The sequence below is a fragment of the Bacillus sp. M13(2017) genome, assembly GCF_002218325.1.
GTDB classification, from domain to species: Bacteria; Bacillota; Bacilli; order Bacillales; family Bacillaceae_G; genus Bacillus_A; species Bacillus_A thuringiensis_K.
In genome coordinates this window covers 160,119-180,218 of sequence record NZ_KZ268508.1, presented here as the reverse complement: position 1 = coordinate 180,218, position 20,100 = coordinate 160,119, and the positions used below count along the sequence as shown (strand labels likewise).

Below are 20,100 nucleotides of genomic sequence, written 5' to 3'. Positions count from 1 at the left end.
TATAAGAACAATACCCATTGTAGAGCTGTAATACTCTTATATCCTAATCTGTTATAGTTTTTATAACAGAACAAAAAAGTGTACATATGTTGTACACTTTTTTTGTTACTACTCTAAAACATCTCTTTTTCTATTGCCGTCATAGAATCCGCCACGATTGTCTGTTAATGCAATTATTTGCTCTAGTCCCTCTATATGATCACCTATAATTCGAAGTACAGCTGGAGGGTGACCTATTTTTGCGAAATGTTCACTGGGACGAATACGGTTCATCTTATCAACCTCAACATGATATACACATGCAATTTCAAATCCAGAAAGAAGAGCCTTCACTTGTGCTACACAAGGTGACAATAAAGATTTATACCCAATTGCTTTCAAACACTTTTGGCTAAATGCATTAGGTACCGCAATAAGTGATCCTACCCCTAAATCCTTTCTATCACAAGCTAAATTTAATGCATATTTAAATGCAGTTACAAGATGAAGCGGTACTCTTAAATCTAAATAATGATTTAGATCATTTAATGCGACATCCATTCCATCTGCAATAGCTTTTGCGAAAGGATATAGTTCCCTAGCCGGGATAACAAAGTCACCGTCTATAAACAACACAATATCGCCTTTTGCAAAGTAAGTTCCAAGTGAACGCCCTACATCGTTTCCAAGTGCTTCTTTATATACAATTGTTGTTGCTCCCTTTTCTTTTGCAATCGTTGCGGTTTGATCAGACGAGCCATTTGCTACAACGATAATTTCAAAAGGTTCAATTTTTCGAAGTTCATCTATAACATTTCCAATTGTTTTCTCTTCATCTTGTACAGGAATAATGACTGATAATTGCTTTCCTTTATACAATTTAGATGTAATGCCCCATCCTTGATAAAAATCTTCGAAATCTAGAGTATGATAGACACTATCCCTTTTCCTATTTCCATCATAATATCCTCCGCGCTCATCACTACCTACTATTCGCTCCGCTACAGCTTCTATATGATCACCTATCATCCGTTTTTCAGATTGCGACAGACCCGTGCCATATGCAGCATGCTCGGTCGGCCGAAATTTATTTGGCGTAATAACGTCAATTGCACAATGCCGACTAATTCTCCATTCACTTTGAACTAGGCGTAAATGAGCGACAATAGGATTAACAAAGCTTTCATATCCAATGCTTTGAACGACTTCTTTCGTCAACGCATGAGGTGCATCTAATAAGGAATCAATTTTTAATTCTTCACGCTCTAACATTGCATTTAATATTTGGCGCCATACTGTAATAGAATTGGGTTTTTGCCTTTTTAAAAATAATGCATCCAAGTTATTTAAAACGATGTCGGTCTGATCATGTAAAATCGGATTCAGGAATAATTGTAATTTGGAAGTTTGAATAGCAAAATCACCATCTATAAATAGTAATACATCACCTATCGCGTGTTTTGCGCCAACCGCACGGCCAACATCGTTCCCTAGTAGCTCCGTATGCTTGATTACTTTACACCCTAAACGATCAGCAACCTCTTCTGTACCATCGTTACAACCGTTTGCTACTACAATAATCTCTATTGGATTTAATCCTTTTGCCGATTGGATAACATCTGAAATCGTTTCAACTTCATTACATACAGGTATAATGACCGATAGTGACTTAGCCATTATTTTCTTCACGGAACCACTTAATAGTTTCTTTCAATCCTTCTTCCCACGTTACTTCTGCTTGAAACTGAACAAGTTCTCTTAATTTCGCAACATCCGGTCTTCTATTTGGAATTTCTTCAAATCCATGTGGGTATACCTCTTCGAAAGGAACTTGGACAATTTTCGAAGAAGATTTCGTTAGTTTTTTAATTACTTCTGCTACTTCTTTTATACTCTTTTCATTCTCAGAACCTATGTTAATAATTTCACCATTTACCTTTTCATCCATCGCTCGAATCGTTGCCTCTACCGCATCACTTACATACGTAAAACAACGTGTCTGCTCTCCATCTCCATATACGAGAATGTCTTCTCCTTGCAGTGCCGCACTAATAAATCGCGGGATTACCCCTGCATACGGACCATCTTTCGCTCTTGGACCATAAATATTAAAATAACGAACAATCGTTACCGGTAAACCTTCTAATGCGTATCCTAAACATAATGTTTCTTCTAATGTTTTACACACTGCATAACTCCAGCGTATTTTAGAAGTTGCCCCGTATAATCGATCTCCCTCTTCAGAGAAAGGCGGCTTGGCCTTACCATATACTTCTGAAGTAGAAGCAAAAACTACTTTCTTCTTTCCTTTTAACGCTGCTTGTAAAATATTTCTCGTCCCATCAAAATTCGTTTCTATGAGCTCTATACTTTTTTCCATTGTTGTTTTCACACCTAAAATTGCTGCTAAATGAAACACGACATCATGCTGATCTACTAATTCATAAATAGAATTTTTATCTAAAACACTTATTGGAATAACACGGATTTCTTTCATTAACTCTTTATGATACTTATTTTTACCTTTATAAAAGTTATCCACAACAGTGACCTCATAACCTCTTCTCATCAACTCTTCAGCTAAATGCGACCCGATAAATCCGGCCCCACCTGTAATTAAACATTTCTTACTCATTTACTCACCTTCTTTACGATCCCGCGTGTATCTATTACTTGATCCATTCCTTTAAAAAGCTTCCAATCAATATTTGAATGATCCGTTAAAATTAAAATACAATCCGCTTTTTTAACTTTTTCTTCATCTAAAGAAACAGATTGGTACACCTTATCTCCCATTTCCGCGGAAGAAATATAAGGATCATGATATTCTATCTCGTATCCTTTATTTCTTAATAACTGAATAATCGGTAACGCTGGTGATTCTCTCAAATCATTTACATCTTTTTTATACGCAATCCCTACAATTAACACCGTTGCAGGTGATTGCACCACACTTTTTACTTTCCGGACTATTTTCTCTGGCATTTCTTCATTAATCACATGTGCAGCCTCAATTAATTGACTAATTTCCCCATTCTTTTTTATTCTCCATTGGAAATATAAAGGATCTACTGGAATACAATGTCCTCCTATTCCTGGTCCTGGCCAATATGGGGTAAATCCAAATGGTTTTGTAGATGCGGCTTCAAGCGCCTCATAAAAATCAATTCCTAAACTTTCACATAGTGTGTTTAACTCATTTACTAAGGAAATATTGACTAGGCGCTGAATATTTTCAAATAACTTACACATTTCCGCTACTTTTGGAGAACTAACTGGAACAACTACATCAAATGTAGTGCTATACAACTCCTGTACTTTTTGTTTACACTTTTCTGTTTGTCCACTAATAACTTTTGGAATAACTTGAACTGAATATTGACTATTTGCTGGATCAATTCTCTCAGGGGAATATCCGATATAGAAATCTTCACCTACCTTTTTACCATTTTGAGAAATAATAGGTAGGATGACTTCTTCAAGTGTGCCTGGATATGTGGAGCTTTCAAAAATGAAGGTTTGTCCTTTTTGAAGGTTTTGTTGTATATAATGCGAAGCTGAAATGAGGGCACTTAAGTCTGGTTCTCTTTGTTCATTAATTGGAGTCGGGACAGTGACAATAACATAATCACTATTTTGAAAATCAGCAATGCCTTGATCCGGTGTATTTACTGTTAATTTTTTTTTGGTCAATAAACTTTGTAACTCTTTAGAAGAAACATCCGGAATATAACTTTCTCCTTTTATAATTGAATCTATTTTTCTAATATCTTTATCTAATCCAAGTACTGTATGCCCTCTTTCTGCAAAATGTACTGCTAAAGGAAGGCCAACATACCCTAACCCAATAATAGCTACTTTACTACTATTCATTTGTATTCTCTTCTTCCCTTCTCAATTGTTGAATTATATCTCTATCTCTATCTCCATCAGTAAAGCCACCGCGTTCGTCCGTACGTTGTAATAAATACGCAATCGCCTCAATTTGATCACCGAAAATACGATCAAATGCTGAAATACGTCCATTTACAAATTCGTGTTGCTCTGGACGTACTCGATTTGTTTTTATAACATCTACTAACTCTACTGCTGTAATAGAGAATCCTTCTAAAATAGCTTTCACTTGTGCTAATGGCGGAATGATAAGGGAGTCATATCCTATTTTCTCTATTACCTTCTTATGAATGGCATGTGGTACAGCAGTTAGTGAGTTATTCCATAAATCTGGTCTTTTCGCTACCAAATTCAAAAAGTATTTTCCCATACTAATTGGATCTGCTGGATGAAACATATCTAATAAGCATTGTAAATCATTTAGCACCACGTCATTTCCATCTTCAACAGCATGTAAAAATGGAGTGAGTTTTTTTGCTGGAATAACAAAATCACCATCAACGAATAAACAAATATCTGCCGTAGCATGCATGGCCCCTATTGCTCGTGCTACATTATGTCCAAGCGCCTTCGTAAATTCAACAACAATAACATTCTCTAGCTTTGCCTGTTTAACAGTCTCAACATCTGCTCCATTCGCGACAACTATAATTTCATCTACACCTGCTTCTTTCACTTCTTGTATAACAGACCTTATAGTTGTTTTCTCTTCTGATACCGGGATAATGGCACTATATTTCGCTTTTTTCTTTTGTAATAAAACTGGTTTATACTTTCCTACAAACTCTCTATCTCTATTGTCCTCTGAAAAATCACCGCGATTACCGTATGTTTCAATTACGTATTGTAAAGCACGCAAATGATCACCCATAATACGACTAGTCGCTTTCGGATAAGGAGAGCCAGGTGATGTGCCCGTATGGACAGGACGAACTTTATTTGTGTAAATGACATCAACTGAAGCCATATCAGAAATATCTACTCCTCTAGACATCGCCATCGCTTGAAATAGTGCTGGATCCGCTAAATTCCACCATCCTAGTTTTTCAATCACTTCACGACTTATCGCATGTGGTATCGCAATTAAAGATCCTACAACAAACTCTTTTTTGTTCAAATAACGGTTTAACATATATTTTCCAACCGTCGTATAATGCGGTCTCATCTTCAAATAAACGGACCATGTTAAATTATTTAAAACAATCTCATGTCCTTGCTGTATTCCTTTAATAAAATTGTATAATTCTTCACTTTTCATGACGATATCGCCATCTAAAAATAAAACAATTTCACCTTTTGCTTCTCTAGCACCAATTGCCCGTCCCACATCATTACCAAGGGAATATCTATAATAAATCACACGGCAATTATGCTGTAGCGCTATTTCTTTCGTACCATCTGTCGATCCATTATCTACTATGATAATTTCATATGGTTCGAGCTTTCTTACTTCTATTAAAACTTTTGATAAAGTACTTGCTTCATTATGCACTGGAATCACAACTGACACTCTCATACTTGCATCACTCTTACCCTTCCAAGCGAACATAAGCAATAATAGGAATACGTACAACTACATCTTCTGGTGGTCCATAAGAAGGAGAAGTACGAACAATTACTGCCCCATCCGTCACAGATAAAAGAACGCCTGCAATGATTTCTACAGCTGTCACAACTTGCACTAGTTCCCCAACATGGTTACGTAATTCATCAGTAAATAACATATATAACTCTCCTTTCTTACGCTTCTTTAATTGATATAATACTTGTAAATGGTAATAAAACTTCTGTTCCTATTCCTTCTCGCAGTGTTAAGAAATCATCTCCAACCGCTACAATCACACCCGTTAACTGTCCAACTGTCACAGTAATTTCTACGTTTTTACCCAAATACTGCTCTGCAATTTCTTTAAATGGTGATGTATTACATTCTTTTAAAATGTTACAAATAATAGATTGAAATCTACTTGATTCAATAAATTCCTCTGTAGCTTGCTTAGAATTTCTTTGAATAAATCTCGCGAAGTTTTGTGAAAATAAAAGTCTTTCCACAGCAGGTAATAACTTATTATCTAAAAAATAATCTAATTGCCTATTAAACAATCTCGATAATTTATGCCAATATTTTCTGAACAGACACATACACTTCTCCTCCTATTATTTTTAGATTATAAAATTTCACATCCATACATCTTAATGTATACAAAATAGATATTTTTGTGATAGGTAAGACATACATTTTCTAAAAGAAATATTTGGTTCAAGGCATAAAAAAAACTATCCAAAAGGATAGTTTCTTACACTTCAATATTCCGCAATATCGAATAAATGTCGTTATTCACTTTACCAAATGATTTAATGTTATTTTGAATGTTAGATAATAAAACAACATATACACTACCATTTTTACTAAATCCGTTTAAGCAATTCCATCCTGGCATTACACCGTGATTCGAATAGCTTCCTGGGTCTACGTACCATCCAAACCCGTAATCCTTTTTTCCACCCGTAAACATTTGATCGTAACTCTCTTTTGAAATTAATTTACCAGAGAATAGTGCTTCGTTAAATAAATATAAATCATGCGCACTTGTGTATATATCACCACAACCATATAGTTGTGACATGCTCGGAATATTAGGTGTTGTCATATTATTATTTACTATTTTATAACCCGTTGATGGGAATCTTGTTTGTTCTAACGCTGTGCCAAAACCAGAATGTTTCATACCCGCAATAGCAAAAATATGTTGTTTAATATATTCTTCGAGCGACTGTCCACTTACCTTCTCGGCAATGTATGCAAGTATAGAGTAATTCGAATCAGAATACTTCCACTTCTCTCCTGGACCACCAATACGCTTTTGATTTCCTATCCGCTTTATCAGTTCTTCATGAGAAATATCTTCTTTTCCCTGCTCATATTCGGGAATCCCTGATGTATGTGTTAATAGATGTTTTAGCTGAATACTATTACCTTGAGGAAAGTCTGGAATATACTTTGCAACAGTATCTTCTACTTGTAATTTATTTTGATCTTTCAACTGCATAATAGCGGTTGCCACAAACGCCTTTGAAATAGAGCCAATATAAAAAGTTGTCTCTGAATTATTTGGTACTTGCTGCTCTTTATTTGCCATGCCGTACCCTTTATTTAAAAGAACTTTTCCATTCTTCACAATAACAGCCGTACCACTAAATCCTGCGTTTTGTAAATACTGGTCCAATTGAGCGTTTTCATTAATTTCTTGAGGTGGTCCCTCGGTAAGCTTCTCCACAGCTTGCGCTTGCTTCACTTGTTCTTCCTGCTCTTTTTGTTTTTGTTGTTTTTGTTCTTCTTGCTTCTTTTTTTCTTCTTCTTTCTTTTTTAGCTCTTCTTGTTTCTTCATTTCTGCTGCCGCTTTTAAAGTTTCTTCTTTCTTATTATGCGCAACAATTTTTGTATACATGAAATATACAAGTGATAGTAGTAAGACGAAAATAATTGTTCTTTTTATGTATACAATCGGCCGACGTGCTTCCCTATTCGCATTATTTTTTTCCTGATCCATAATTGCTTTTTTCCCCTTACTCAACAATAATTTAATTCGTCTACTAAAGAATTATTTTAGTAGATTATGGATAATCCATTCTATATCATCCCTACTTTATCACGCACTGCACATATTACCAACCTATATGTACAAAAAAGAAAAAGAAAATTTACAAAAGTAAGATTCCCTTTAAATTATTAACAAAAAAGAGGATATCCTCTAAAAAATTGATGTCATCAATCTTTTCGGATATCCTCTTATCGTATTAGTTATACGTGTTTTTTCATATCATCGGCAACAGATTCAACATTTGTACCTACGATAACTTGGACACTCGTGTTACTTAATTTCATAACACCTTTCGCACCAGCACGTTTTAACGCTGCTTCGTTTACTTGACCAGCATCTTTTACTTGTAAGCGTAGACGTGTTGCACAGTTATCAATAACAGTTAAGTTTTCTTTTCCACCTAAAGCTGCTACGTAAGTTTCACCAATTGAACCTGCAACTGGTGCATCACCATCTTCAACTAACTCATCATCATCTTCACGACCAGGAGTTTTTAAATCGAACTTCTTAATTAAGAAGTAGAATACTATGAAATAAATTGCTGCGTAAATTAAACCGATACCTGCTAGTAAGACTGGTTTTGTTGCAATACCGAAGTTTAAAGCGTAATCGATTGCACCGGCACTAAATGAGAAACCATCATGAATGCCAAGTGATGTTGTAATAAATAAAGAAAGACCTGTTAGTACAGCATGAATACCATATAATACTGGTGATAAGAACATGAATGAGAATTCAATAGGCTCTGTAATACCAGTTAAGAATGAAGTTAATGCTAGACCAGCTAACATACCAGTAACTGCTTTACGCTTTTCTGGTTTAGCAGCTGCAATCATCGCGAAACATGCTGCTGGTAAACCGAACATCATAACTGGGAAGAAACCAGTCATAAACATACCCGCTGTTTTATCTCCGGCAAGGAAACGAGCAATATCACCATTAACAACATTACCTGCTGCATTTGTAAAGTCCCCAAATACAAACCAGAAGTATGTGTTCATTACGTGGTGTAAACCAATTGGGATTAATAAACGGTTTAATAAACCAAACAATCCTGAACCAATTGCACCTAAATTAACAATTCCATGAGCTAATGCATCAATACCATTTTGAATTGTTGGCCAAATTTGTGCAAATAGAATTCCTAATATCAGCATCACAACTGATGTAACAATTGGGACGAAACGTTTTCCAGCAAAGAAACCTAACCATTCTGGAAGTTTAATCTTATGGAATTTATTATAAAGAAGTCCCGCTATAACACCGACAATAATACCACCTAAAACCTTCATATCTACTTTAGTCGATAATTCAGCAGCCTTAGATACTTGTGTCATTGTATCCGCAAGCTTAGATGGATCTACATTTGCGCTATTACCTATTAAATCTTGGACTTTACCCAATTTATCTTGTAATTCAGCAGTTGAATACCCTTTGCTAAGCGCATCAATACTATTTTTCATAACAAGATAACCAATTGCACCTGCAAGACCTGCTGCACCACTACCATCCACTGAAAGACCGATTGCAATACCAATTGCAAAAATAAGTGCTAAGTTATCAAAAACTGCTGCGCCGGCCTGTGCCATAACAGGAATATCAAATACATCTGGTTGCCCTAAACGAAGCAATAATCCTGCTGCTGGTAGTACTGCGATCGGAAGCATTAAAGCTTTACCAATACGTTGTAAAAACTGCAACATTTTAATTCCCCCTAATTAAATTTATGAAATCGTTATCATTATAAGTACGCTTTAGAAAACGCTTTCTATTACATAACCATAATAACATATAGTTGTATAGATGTGTAGTTTTTATTTCTGAACTTTTTATGGATAAATCTCCTATTTCCAAACTGTTATATAAAAGGAAATTTCTCCTTTTTAAAATACAGAATACTCGAAACGAAAGACCTATTATATCACATTGAACTTTCGTTTTATCATTCCACTTTTTCATGTTATTATTTATTTCCGAGCATATCGGGAAAAGTAAACTTAGTTAATTCAAAATAGGAGCGTTGGTACTATGCAGTGCATTGAAACAAACAACTTACAACAGTTGTTAGAACAAGTAAAACCATATACGAAAAAAGGAAAACTTGCTACTTATATCCCCGAACTAGGAAATGCAAATCCAGACGATTTAGGGATTGCCATTTTCCATAAAGAAACAGAATATATCCATGCAGGCAACTCACAAACACTATTTACTCTTCAAAGTATTTCCAAAGTAATTACACTTGCCCTTGCCCTTTTAGACCGTGGTGAAGAATATGTATTTTCTAAAGTTGGAATGGAACCAACGGGTGACCCATTTAATTCTATTATTAAGTTAGAAACGACAAGTCCGTCCAAACCCCTTAATCCAATGATAAATGCAGGTGCTTTAGCTATTACAAGCATGTTAGCAGGAAAAGATAACGAGGAAAAAATGGAACGTATTCTTCATTTTGTACGTGAAATAACAGATAATCCTACTATTAATTATTCCTCTAAAGTTGCCGATTCAGAACTAGAGACAGCTTACCTAAACCGTTCACTTTGTTATTATATGAAACAAAACGGAATTATCGATTGTGATATTGAAGAACTTATGGATTTATATACTCGTCAATGCGCAGTTGAAGTAAACTGCATCGATTTAGCACGTATCGGCTTAATTTTTGCAATGGATGGATATGATCCATATAAAAAGAAACAAATCATCCCTAAACATATTACAAAAATTTGCAAAACATTTATGGTCACATGTGGTATGTATAACGAATCTGGTGAATTTGCAATTCGTGTTGGTATTCCTGCAAAAAGTGGTGTAGCCGGTGGTATTTTTGGCTGCGTAAAAGGAGACATGGGAATCGGTATTTTCGGACCAGCTTTAGATGCAAACGGAAATAGTATTGCCGGTTTTAAAATTCTTGAACTTCTTTCTGCTCAAGAAGGTTGGAGCATTTTTTAATCACGAGTTATCCTGCTATACTAGCAGGGTTTTTTATTTCACCAAAACCTTACTTTTGTCAGGTATCAATCTTCTTACAAAAACAGTGCTGAAAGTTTCTCTATATCATGCATATTTGTTCCCCCCTCCTGAATAATATAGTACAACCTAGCGCTATATGTGGAGGTGTGAAAGATGAAACTAATATTTCAAATGGGAAAACAACCTGTTCTTGAAAAAACAATCCTTCTTTTTATATTGAGTATTGTAGAAAGCTTGAAGTTAAAAGTTGTTTCACTCGACGAAGCTCACCGATACATATTCAATTTAGAAGTACTTGAATTATTAATGGATCGGAACATCGATGATCAAGTACTTGAACTTATTCATTTCGGGATGGGACTTGAAGACATTTATCATGTGCTTCCTGAAGAACTTGAGCATACGATTGAGGAATTAAAGTGGCTTTGCATTCAAGTATTAAGTGAGTACAGTATGCATGAAGAATCCGAACAATTAATTGAAGATATACGTTAAAAAAGCACCTATGTAGGTGCTTTTAATGTTTTTTTAAACTATTTTTATACGCCTCAATATTTACTGGTAGCTCTTCCTCTTCCAAAGTATGTTCATTTACATCTTTATGAATGAACGCACCTTTAGGTGGTTGATGATCATGCCCTTTTTTCTTATGATCAAATGCTTTCCCGCGTCCCATACAAATCCCCCTTTCTTAAAAGAAATCCGTATTAGTATGGAGAAAAGTACGTCGATATATGCAATCTCTTGCTGTATTTCCAAGGAAATACTCGAACCTTGTTTTCTACTCTCCTTACAACAACTGATCGATCCCAATAAGAATTAATAATAGTCCTGCGATAACTGTCGCCCATTTCCCTAAGTATTCTGCTAAAAATCGTTTTCCTACATACGCAAAACCACTAATACAAATAAAACTAAACACCCCAGAAATAGTCGCTGTAAGCCAAAGATTTAAATTTGTTACCCCTGCATCAAATCCACCTGCAATATTATTAATAGACAACGCAACTCCTAAAACAATTGCTTCTGAGAAACTAATTGTTTTAGAACCATCAAAATCTGCTTTTTCCGGATTACGTAAAATGCCCATAAGTACATTACCATCTTTAGAACCTGCAGTATTTTTTTGACCCAAGAAAGGCTGGCACAAAATAAACACACCGATTACCCCTAAAACGATTGCTCCAATCAGATTTGCTGTAAACTCTGAAATAAATAACGCAATCCAGTTTCCAAAAAATCCAGCTAGTAAAGTAAATAAAAATCCAAAGAATGCGATGATAAAATTGTTAAACCACGAAATACGAATTTTACGAATGCCATATGCAATTCCAACACCTGCATTATCTAAATTAGAAGCGATCCCGATTAAAAAAATTGAAAATAAGCCTACTGTACTCATAAATAGTCACCCCTTTTTCTCACTTTTCAATGCATATTATGAAAATGTTGAGCAACTGTGCCTGTCTGTTTCATATACTTGTAATAAATGCTCAATATTTTTTCAATACTAAAAAAGGAGTGCCTACACTATGGCTAATGAAAACCCGAATGATCGGCTTGGCAAATTAATAAAAAAACTTTTAAAAGAACGCGCCTTATCTATGCGCCAACTAGGAATACTTACAAATATTGATCCTGCAACAGTCTCAAGAATTATTAATGGCAAACAACCGCCAAAACAAAAACATCTACAAAAATTTGCAGAATGTCTTCAAGTTCCACCCCAATTGTTATTTGATGAAATGTACCCTGATTCTCCTCACATAAATAAAGAAAAAACAGATATGTACACATCTCTTGATACCATTCAGCAAACGCTGCAATCCTCTAACTTATTCGATTTCGATTACACTACAACTCGCGTAAAACAAGAACTCGAAAATTACGAACGCTATGCCCAGACAACAGAAGGCGAAAAACGTATTCATGACAGTTTCGCAAGTAAATTAGAGCAAATTGATAGTGCTGGTCCTTTTATTGAACAATTAACAGATATGTATCAACAATTTTGCAATGAAACCATTTCAAAAGAAGAACGTGCAGTTCTTGGGAGCGCATTACTGTATTTCATTTTATCGACAGATATTATTCCCGACTATCTCTTTCCAATTGGCTATTTAGATGATGCGATCGCCGTTGAATTAGCAAAAGAGAAATTACTTGAAATAAAGCGAAAGACATAGCAAAATAAAGAACTATTTCAGTTGTTTATTTTTACCTCTGAAATAGTTCACTAAAAAATCGTACAAGTATACATACTCGTACGATTTTACTATACAAATCTATTTTTTCGTGTGGCACCATTCATATATAAATGCTGTTATTACTTTTGTAAATTCAATTAACTGTTCAATTTCAACTTTCTCATTTACAGAATGTGCTTCTTCTAATGTACCTGGTCCATATATAATCGCTGGAATATGAAACTCACTAAACCAACCGCCATCAGTTACCGTTGCAGACATATCTAAAATTGCATTTTTTGATAAAATAGACTCGTGTACTGAGCTAAGTTTTTTTACAGCTGCATGTTCCCTATCTACTTCTAATGAAGGGAAAATTTCACCACGATCTACAATCATTGATTCTCCGCCCCACTTAAATTGTGGCGGATTTTCACTTAACCATGGATCGGCAGCTGCTACCTTTCCAATATATTCTTCAATTTCTTTTATTATTTGTTCATGTGTTTCGTTCGGATAGAAGTGCACTGTTATCCATAACTGGCACTCATCCGCAATAAACGCCGCATGCCTTCCCCCCTCAATAACAGCTGGATTAATTGTTGTTGTTCCAGATGGATAGCCTTCATATGTTTTCATGACTGCCCAGTGACGCTCTAATTCTTGTAAGCTCTGCACAATTTTCATCATTTTTTCAATCGCACTCGCTCCAAATAAACGTCCTCCAGCATGGATCATTTGTCTGCGCGTTGCATCATGAAACGTTTGCGGGCTTTTCACAGTAATCCAGCCAGTAATTACGCCGCCCTGTCCTTGCATATGTAAATCACTCGTATCCACTACGACTGCAAAGTCAGCATCGTAACCTCGCCTGCAGCATTGAAGTGTTCCTGCCTCTCCAACTTCTTCCCCTATTACTGATTGAAAGATTAAATCTCCAGGTAATTCAATACCAGCTTCTTGTAAAAGTTGAATGGCAAATAGCGCTCCAGCCAGCCCACCTTTCATATCTGCTGCGCCACGTCCAACTAACCAGCCATCTTTTATAAATGGATCAAATGGATCTGTTTCCCACGCCTCATCTGCTGACACTTCAGCTACATCCATATGACCATTAATAATAAGACTTTTATATGAGTCACTTTTTATTCCTTTTTTTACCCCAACAACGTTCGGATCATTCGGATATACATCCCATTTATTAATACTAAAATTTCGTTTTCTTAAAAACTCTGCAACAAATTCTTGCGCTTCATTTGTATTTCTCGCTGGCGGTGCTGGTGTTTCAAAACGAATTAATGTTTTTGTAAGTTCTAACAATTCCTCTTTCCTTGAATCTATTTGTTTTAACAACTGCGAAATTTCTGGATTCATCGCTACTTCCCCTTTGCATACATAGTATGTTTCCAGCTTTATTTTCACAAAAAAAAAGACTGTTTACAATTTTACAGTCTCCTAATTGATCACTATTATAAACTCTCTACTTCCGTTGTATTTGTCTTTTCAATATGCTCTACATTACTTCCCTTATTTCTTGTAGCACGATAAAACAGTAAACAAACAATCATAAATGGAATACCACAATACAATGCCATTCTTTGTTCTGGAATAAAGGCCATGCCAACGATTACTGTTACATTTAATACTAACGCAAGCAGTGGTACGAATGGATACAGCGGTGTTTTAAATTTCAGGTCTTTGACATCCCCGCCCTGCTTTATGTATGACCTTCTAGCTAATAAGTTAGATAGAGCAATAGATGCCCAAACTAGTATCGCTCCAAATCCAGCGATAGAAAGCAGCCATAAATAAACTGTATCTTCCGCATAAATACCTGATAATAATGAGAGACAACCTACAATTGTGCTTACAATCAATGCATAAATAGGAACACCATTTTTAGATAACTTACCAAAAATCGGACTAATCATTCCTTGATTAGACATAGACCATAGCATACGAGAAGTTGCATATAATCCTGAATTCGCAACGGATAGAACTGCTGTAATAATAACGAAATTTATAATATCGGCTGCATAAGGAATACCAATTTTATCAAATACAACTACAAATGGACTTTCTATTACTCCTGCTTGCTGCCAAGGGAATAGTCCAGCAAGAATAAAAATAGATAGTACAAAGAAAACAAGTATACGCCAAACTGTATTGTTAATTGCCTTCGGGATCGTTTTCTCTGGATTTTCACTCTCACCTGCTGCAATACCAACTAGTTCTGTTCCTTGGAAAGAAAAATTAACTGCAATCATCGTAATTAAAATGGCTGATAATCCATTCGGAAACAGTCCCCCGTAATCAGTAAAGCTAGAGAACATCGGTGCTGGTTCATTTCCTTTCATATCTAGAAAACCAAACATTGCCGCCCCGCCTAAAATAATAAATGCAATAATTGTAATTACTTTAATACTTGCAAACCAAAATTCCACTTCCGCAAAACTTCTTGAAGATAACGCATTAATAGCAAAGAGCAGTACCGCGAACACTACACACCAAATCCATGACGGTACATCAGGAAACCAACGTTTCATCAAAATACTAACTGCAATTAATTCAATACCTATCGTAGCAGACCAGTTTAACCATGACATCCATCCCACTACATAACCTGCTGCAGGGGAAATATGCTTTGTCGCATACGTTTGATAAGACCCTGCGTCAGGCATCGCAACAGCTAATTCTCCAAGACAGAGCATCGTTAAATACATTACAAATCCACCGACAAGATACGCTACAATTGCTCCTCCAGGTCCAGCCTCATGAATCGTATAACCTGACCCTAAAAAAAGTCCTGTACCAATAACTCCACCGAGTGCAATCATAAATATGTGCCTACTTTTCAATTCTCTTTTTAATCCTTGGTTTTGATCCATCATATAAATCCCCCCTTTTCACTTTGCCAACCCATTTAATGTAAGCGTTTTTAAAAGTATTCATTGTAAAAATAATGATTGAAAAGAGCAAAAATACACGTCACTTACATTAATCACTGCCTGTTACTAAAAGGTCATCCCTTACTGTTATTAATAATTTTTGATCAGCAATAGCTTGTCCTTCTACTACTTCTAATGATTCAATATAACCACTGATCCCTATCTTAATTTCTACTTTCTGTTTATCTATTGTTTCAATTAACGCTAATTTCTCCCACTCGTATACGTAAGAACTTTCCGTAACAAATAACTTCTCTACTTTTCCATAACAAGGACTATACACACCTTCTATAACTGTCTTCACTTTATAAATTCCTCCCTCTTATTAATTGACACCAAAACGTTGTATATCCTGTAAAAATTCATATTCTCCCCTCTAGAGATTTCGAATATTATTTATGCAAAATACGTACCAAGTCTCTAATTCATATATTAAATGAGAGTTTCATACAAAAAAATGTGCACAACCGCAAAATTTTTCGATCATTTAAAAAGTTTTAAACGAAAAATAGCAAAATTTTTTTGCGATTTTATAAGAATTTTAATAAAATTATAAAAAGTCAGTCTTCATAGGGTGAAATGAGAAGAAGATGTTACATGCATACAGAAGAAATTAATTTCAAACAAATTATTGAAATGAATATGCTATATGAAACTTTAATCAATGAACTCGATATCGGGATTCATATTATTAATGAGGAAAGTAAAACGATTGTCTATAACCGCAAAATGATGGAAATTGAATCAATGGATTGCTTAGATGTGCTATATAAAAGTCCTTTAGAGGTATTTGCATTTGAAGAAAATAAAAATAGTACTCTTATAGAGGCATTAAAATTTGGAAAAACAAAGAAAAATATAAAACAAACGTATTTTAACAATAAAGGACAAGAAATTACAACGATTAACGATACTTTCCCTATAATAGAAAATGGAAAAATTAAAGGCGCTATTGAAATATCAAAAGAAATTAGTAACTTAAAACAAACGATAAAAATAAGTCCTTCTCGAAAACAAAGCACTAAATTTACCTTTGATCACATAATTGGTGATTCTGAAGCCATTCAATCAATCATTACAGAAGGAAAAAGAGTAATTCGTACATCTTCCTCCATACTTCTCGTAGGGGAAACAGGCACTGGTAAAGAACTATTTGCACAAAGCATCCATAATGAAAGTCAGCGTTCAACCAAACCCTTTATTTCACAAAACTGTGCCGCTATACCTGATACCTTAATGGAAAGCCTACTATTTGGCACAAATCGAGGTGCCTTTACAGGAGCAATAGATAAATCAGGCTTATTCGAAGAAGCGAACGGAGGAACTTTGTTATTAGATGAAATCAACTCATTAAGTCCAGCACTTCAAGCGAAGTTACTACGAGCTATACAAGAAAAAACAATACGAAGAATCGGAGGCACACACGAAAAAGAAATTGATGTTCGTATTATAGCAACTATCAATGAAGATCCTTTCGAAGCCATCGCACATAATCGATTAAGAGAAGACTTATATTACCGATTAAGCGTCGTTACTTTATGTCTTCCGCCTTTACGTGAAAGAAAAGAAGATATTCCAGATCTTGTTCAGCACTTTATTGAAAAATATAATACTCAATTTGGGCTCAATGTAACCGATGTAGATGTAAATGTAAGAGAATTTTTCTATGCATACGATTGGCCTGGAAACGTACGGGAGTTGGAACATATAATTGAAGGTTCCATGAACTTGATAGAAGATGAAACCATCATTACAGCGTTTCATATGCCTACTCGCTTTCGTGAACGAATAAAAACAGAATTCAATATGCAACATGCACTAACTAATCAAAATACTGATGCACCTAAAACTTTAAAACACACAATAGAAAAAATGGAAAAGAACTACATTAACCAAATTCTTAAAGAAAATCATGGCAACATCTCACAAGCTGCAAAATTTTTAGGATTAAGTAGGCAAAACTTACAATATCGAATTAAAAAACTGCATTTACACATATGAAATAAACATGTCTCCAAGTGCAAAAATAACTTGGTAAAATATGTTATAATAAACATATAACATGCTAGAAAGGGGCTATATATATGAGTAATGATAAAAAATTAAAGTTATTACACTACTTATACCTTCTCCCTGCTGTTCTATGTATAATGTTATTCATTAATGGTGATATGAGTAGCTTTCCTTATGCAAAGCTATTAGGAACAATTAGTGGCTCCTTTGCAGCTATTATGCTTGCTGCTTTTTGGAATTTGAAGCTACGTATAAAAAACGAAAAATCTTCGTAATACTAAAAAAATCGAGCTACTTAGCCCGATTTTTTTATTTGCCATTAAAACTCAACATTCTCTAAATACAACCCACTTGCCTCAGCAAGACAATTAATTTGATTGCGCTGCTTTTCCTCTAAAATGTTTGGAATTGCTTCAGCGTCTAATTGTCCTAATCCAACTTCAATTAATGCCCCAACAATTTTTCTTACCATATTATGAAGGAAGCCGTTACCACTTACTCTAATTTGTACAAACCCTGCCTCTTCCATCACATCAAGTGTATATACTTCTCGAACCATAGATTTTTTCTTTGATTTCGCATTTGAAAAAGCAGTAAAATCATGTGAACCAACTAAATGTTTCGCAGCTGCTTTCATGCTTTTCACATTTAATTTTTTATTCACATGCATGCTATATTTACGCATAAATGGATTTGTATGCTCTTCATTCCAAATTTTATACAGATATGTTTTTGCTTTAGAATTGTAACGAGCATGGAAGCGATCATGTACTTCTTCCACATTCGTAATGCTAATATCATTAGGTAAATATTGATTTAAATATTTTTTCACTTTATGTTCCACTAACTTCTCATCACTTTGAAAGTTAGCAACTTGATTCAAAGCATGTACACCAGCGTCTGTTCTACTACAACCGATAATTTCAATTTCTTTTCCGACCATTTCAGAGATGACACTTTCGATTTTTCCTTGAATCGTATTATCGTTATTACCGAGACGTTGCCATCCTTTAAAACGTGCACCATCGTACTGAATCGTTAATTTATAATTGTACATTTCATTCTCCTTCATAGAAAATATTCCCTCATACCATGAGGGAATATTAATAAACTTTACTTTCTAACAAGCTTCACTACATTTTCTACGTGAGCTGTATGCGGGAACATATCAACTGGTTGCACATACTCCACTTCATAGCTCTTCATTAATACTTGTACATCACGTGCTAATGATGAAGGATTACAAGACACATAGACAACTTGTTTCGGCTTCACTTTTAAAATTGTTTCCAGTAATTTATCATCGCAACCTGTACGTGGTGGATCAACAACAATTACATCTGGACGCCATCCTTCTTTTACCCATTTCGGTAACCATTGTTCAGCTTTACCTGCTTCATATTTCGTATTTGTAAATCCGTGACGCTTCGCATTTTTTCTTGCATCTGCAATCGCTTCTGGAATTACATCCATACCACGTACTTCCGCTGCATCATTTGCAAGCCAAAGTCCGATTGTACCAACGCCACAATACGCATCTACAATTTTCTCATTGCCTGTTAAAGCAGCGGCTTTTTTCGCTTCATTGTATAAAACAACCGTTTGTTCTGGATTCAACTGGAAGAATGCACGTGCTGATAATTCAAATGATAAATCACCAAGTGTTTCTTGAATTACTTCTTTTCCAGCCAATTTAAATGTTTTATCACCGAAAATAACAGATGTTTTACGCCAGTTTACATTTTGCATAATTGATTTAACAGCTGGCATCTGTTTTTGTACTTCTGCGATAAATTGCTCTTTATTTGGCAATTCTTCTTTTGTTGTAATAAGTGTAACTTGTACTTCCCCTGTTTGCACTGCAGTACGTGTCACAATTGTACGTACTAAACCTTTTTGCTTTTTCTCATTATAAATAGAAACATTTAACTTTTCTAATATACGTCTTACAACTTTTGTCGCTTCATTCGTTGCTTTATGTTGAATCATACAATGAGCAATATCAATTAACTGATGTGAGTTTTGTTTATACAGCCCTGTAATAACCTTTTCGTCTTTACGCCCCACTTGTAGTTGACTCTTATTACGATAATGCCATGGATTTTCCATGCCAAGCGTCGGACGAATTTTCTCTTCCAAACCGTTGTTCATATACTTCTGGAATGCTTGTACAACGATATCACGCTTTTGATTTAGTTGTTCTTTATAGTCTAAATGTTGCAATTGGCAACCGCCGCACTCCTCATATACTGGACACGGTGCTTTCACACGATGCGGTGAAGCTTTACGAACTTTTTTCACTTTCGCTTCAGCGAAGCCACGCTGAATTTTCGTTGTTTCTGCAACAACTTCTTCTCCTGGTAATGCCCCTGGAATGAAAACAACTTGTCTCTTAAAATAACCAACGCCTTCTCCGTTAATCCCAAGACGTTTAATTGTCACAGGAAACGTTTGACCAACTTCCAACTTACTCTCATGTTGCTTTTGTACCATTATTAC

20 protein-coding genes and 1 pseudogene are annotated in these 20,100 nt (G+C 35.2%); 5 read left to right on the top strand and 16 right to left on the bottom strand.

Annotation, left to right across the window (positions count from 1 at the left end):
• Positions 1-108: 108 nt before the first annotated feature.
• From CGQ22_RS20275 to CGQ22_RS32780, 9 genes and pseudogenes are all read right to left on the bottom strand, one after another.
• Positions 109-1,656, bottom strand: a complete 1,548-nt coding sequence (locus tag CGQ22_RS20275) for a glycosyltransferase family 2 protein (RefSeq protein ID WP_139032814.1) — start codon at positions 1,654-1,656, stop codon at positions 109-111.
• Positions 1,649-2,614: an NAD-dependent epimerase/dehydratase family protein gene (locus CGQ22_RS20270; RefSeq protein ID WP_000037019.1), complete on the bottom strand. Its 966-nt coding sequence runs from the start codon at positions 2,612-2,614 to the stop codon at positions 1,649-1,651. The genes CGQ22_RS20275 and CGQ22_RS20270 overlap by 8 nt, the downstream gene beginning before the upstream one ends.
• Complete coding sequence (locus CGQ22_RS20265; protein ID WP_001088928.1) at positions 2,611-3,852, bottom strand: nucleotide sugar dehydrogenase; 1,242 nt, start codon at positions 3,850-3,852, stop codon at positions 2,611-2,613. Before CGQ22_RS20265 ends, CGQ22_RS20270 begins: the two co-directional genes overlap by 4 nt.
• Positions 3,845-5,389 (bottom strand): glycosyltransferase family 2 protein, encoded by a 1,545-nt coding sequence (locus tag CGQ22_RS20260; RefSeq protein WP_001266454.1) that lies wholly within the window; start codon positions 5,387-5,389, stop codon positions 3,845-3,847. Before CGQ22_RS20260 ends, CGQ22_RS20265 begins: the two co-directional genes overlap by 8 nt.
• A gap of 13 nt (positions 5,390-5,402) precedes the next feature.
• Positions 5,403-5,597, bottom strand: coding sequence for an LSm family protein (locus CGQ22_RS20255; RefSeq protein WP_000899469.1), 195 nt, complete (start codon positions 5,595-5,597; stop codon positions 5,403-5,405).
• Between the two features lie 16 nt (positions 5,598-5,613).
• Entirely contained in the window at positions 5,614-6,015 is a 402-nt protein-coding gene (locus CGQ22_RS20250) for an LSm family protein (RefSeq protein ID WP_000335529.1), read from the bottom strand.
• A 155-nt stretch (positions 6,016-6,170) separates the two neighbouring features.
• Entirely contained in the window at positions 6,171-7,424 is a 1,254-nt protein-coding gene (locus tag CGQ22_RS20245; RefSeq protein WP_000371847.1) for a serine hydrolase domain-containing protein, read from the bottom strand.
• Positions 7,425-7,675: 251 nt separating this feature from the next.
• Positions 7,676-9,178 (bottom strand): N-acetylglucosamine-specific PTS transporter subunit IIBC, encoded by a 1,503-nt coding sequence (gene nagE, locus CGQ22_RS20240; RefSeq protein WP_000938892.1) that lies wholly within the window; start codon positions 9,176-9,178, stop codon positions 7,676-7,678.
• Between the two features lie 141 nt (positions 9,179-9,319).
• A pseudogene (locus tag CGQ22_RS32780) lies at positions 9,320-9,434 on the bottom strand (transcriptional regulator).
• A gap of 69 nt (positions 9,435-9,503) precedes the next feature.
• Between CGQ22_RS32780 and glsA the strand changes: the two are divergent.
• Positions 9,504-10,433, top strand: a complete 930-nt coding sequence (glsA, locus tag CGQ22_RS20235) for a glutaminase A (RefSeq protein ID WP_001149850.1) — start codon at positions 9,504-9,506, stop codon at positions 10,431-10,433.
• A gap of 174 nt (positions 10,434-10,607) precedes the next feature.
• Positions 10,608-10,949: a DUF3969 family protein gene (locus CGQ22_RS20225; RefSeq protein WP_000766604.1), complete on the top strand. Its 342-nt coding sequence runs from the start codon at positions 10,608-10,610 to the stop codon at positions 10,947-10,949.
• 22 nt (positions 10,950-10,971) lie between these two features.
• Here CGQ22_RS20225 and CGQ22_RS32095 read toward each other — a convergent pair whose 3' ends face one another.
• The gene (locus tag CGQ22_RS32095) at positions 10,972-11,130 is read right to left on the bottom strand and encodes a hypothetical protein (RefSeq protein ID WP_000532409.1); all 159 of its coding nucleotides are present in this window, start codon (positions 11,128-11,130) and stop codon (positions 10,972-10,974) included.
• Positions 11,131-11,244: 114 nt separating this feature from the next.
• Positions 11,245-11,856: a sporulation membrane protein YtaF gene (gene ytaF, locus CGQ22_RS20215; protein WP_000108731.1), complete on the bottom strand. Its 612-nt coding sequence runs from the start codon at positions 11,854-11,856 to the stop codon at positions 11,245-11,247.
• 130 nt (positions 11,857-11,986) lie between these two features.
• On the opposite strand from ytaF, the gene CGQ22_RS20210 reads away from it, so the two are divergent.
• Positions 11,987-12,640 (top strand): DUF1232 domain-containing protein, encoded by a 654-nt coding sequence (locus CGQ22_RS20210; protein ID WP_001262772.1) that lies wholly within the window; start codon positions 11,987-11,989, stop codon positions 12,638-12,640.
• Between the two features lie 99 nt (positions 12,641-12,739).
• On the opposite strand, the gene CGQ22_RS20205 is transcribed toward CGQ22_RS20210, so the two are convergent.
• From CGQ22_RS20205 to CGQ22_RS20195, 3 genes are all read right to left on the bottom strand, one after another.
• Complete coding sequence (locus tag CGQ22_RS20205; protein ID WP_089149221.1) at positions 12,740-14,014, bottom strand: acetylornithine deacetylase; 1,275 nt, start codon at positions 14,012-14,014, stop codon at positions 12,740-12,742.
• A gap of 95 nt (positions 14,015-14,109) precedes the next feature.
• Positions 14,110-15,531: an amino acid permease gene (locus CGQ22_RS20200; protein WP_000969250.1), complete on the bottom strand. Its 1,422-nt coding sequence runs from the start codon at positions 15,529-15,531 to the stop codon at positions 14,110-14,112.
• A 106-nt stretch (positions 15,532-15,637) separates the two neighbouring features.
• Complete coding sequence (locus tag CGQ22_RS20195; RefSeq protein ID WP_000859489.1) at positions 15,638-15,892, bottom strand: biotin/lipoyl attachment domain-containing protein; 255 nt, start codon at positions 15,890-15,892, stop codon at positions 15,638-15,640.
• 293 nt (positions 15,893-16,185) lie between these two features.
• On the opposite strand from CGQ22_RS20195, the gene CGQ22_RS20190 reads away from it, so the two are divergent.
• Both CGQ22_RS20190 and CGQ22_RS20185 read left to right on the top strand, forming a co-directional pair.
• Positions 16,186-17,589, top strand: a complete 1,404-nt coding sequence (locus CGQ22_RS20190; protein WP_089149220.1) for a sigma-54 interaction domain-containing protein — start codon at positions 16,186-16,188, stop codon at positions 17,587-17,589.
• A gap of 83 nt (positions 17,590-17,672) precedes the next feature.
• Complete coding sequence (locus CGQ22_RS20185; RefSeq protein WP_000063854.1) at positions 17,673-17,876, top strand: hypothetical protein; 204 nt, start codon at positions 17,673-17,675, stop codon at positions 17,874-17,876.
• 44 nt (positions 17,877-17,920) lie between these two features.
• On the opposite strand, the gene truA is transcribed toward CGQ22_RS20185, so the two are convergent.
• Positions 17,921-18,658, bottom strand: coding sequence for a tRNA pseudouridine(38-40) synthase TruA (gene truA / locus CGQ22_RS20180; protein ID WP_002181877.1), 738 nt, complete (start codon positions 18,656-18,658; stop codon positions 17,921-17,923).
• A 56-nt stretch (positions 18,659-18,714) separates the two neighbouring features.
• Positions 18,715-20,094: a 23S rRNA (uracil(1939)-C(5))-methyltransferase RlmD gene (gene rlmD, locus CGQ22_RS20175; protein WP_061883746.1), complete on the bottom strand. Its 1,380-nt coding sequence runs from the start codon at positions 20,092-20,094 to the stop codon at positions 18,715-18,717.
• Positions 20,095-20,100 lie beyond the last annotated feature (6 nt).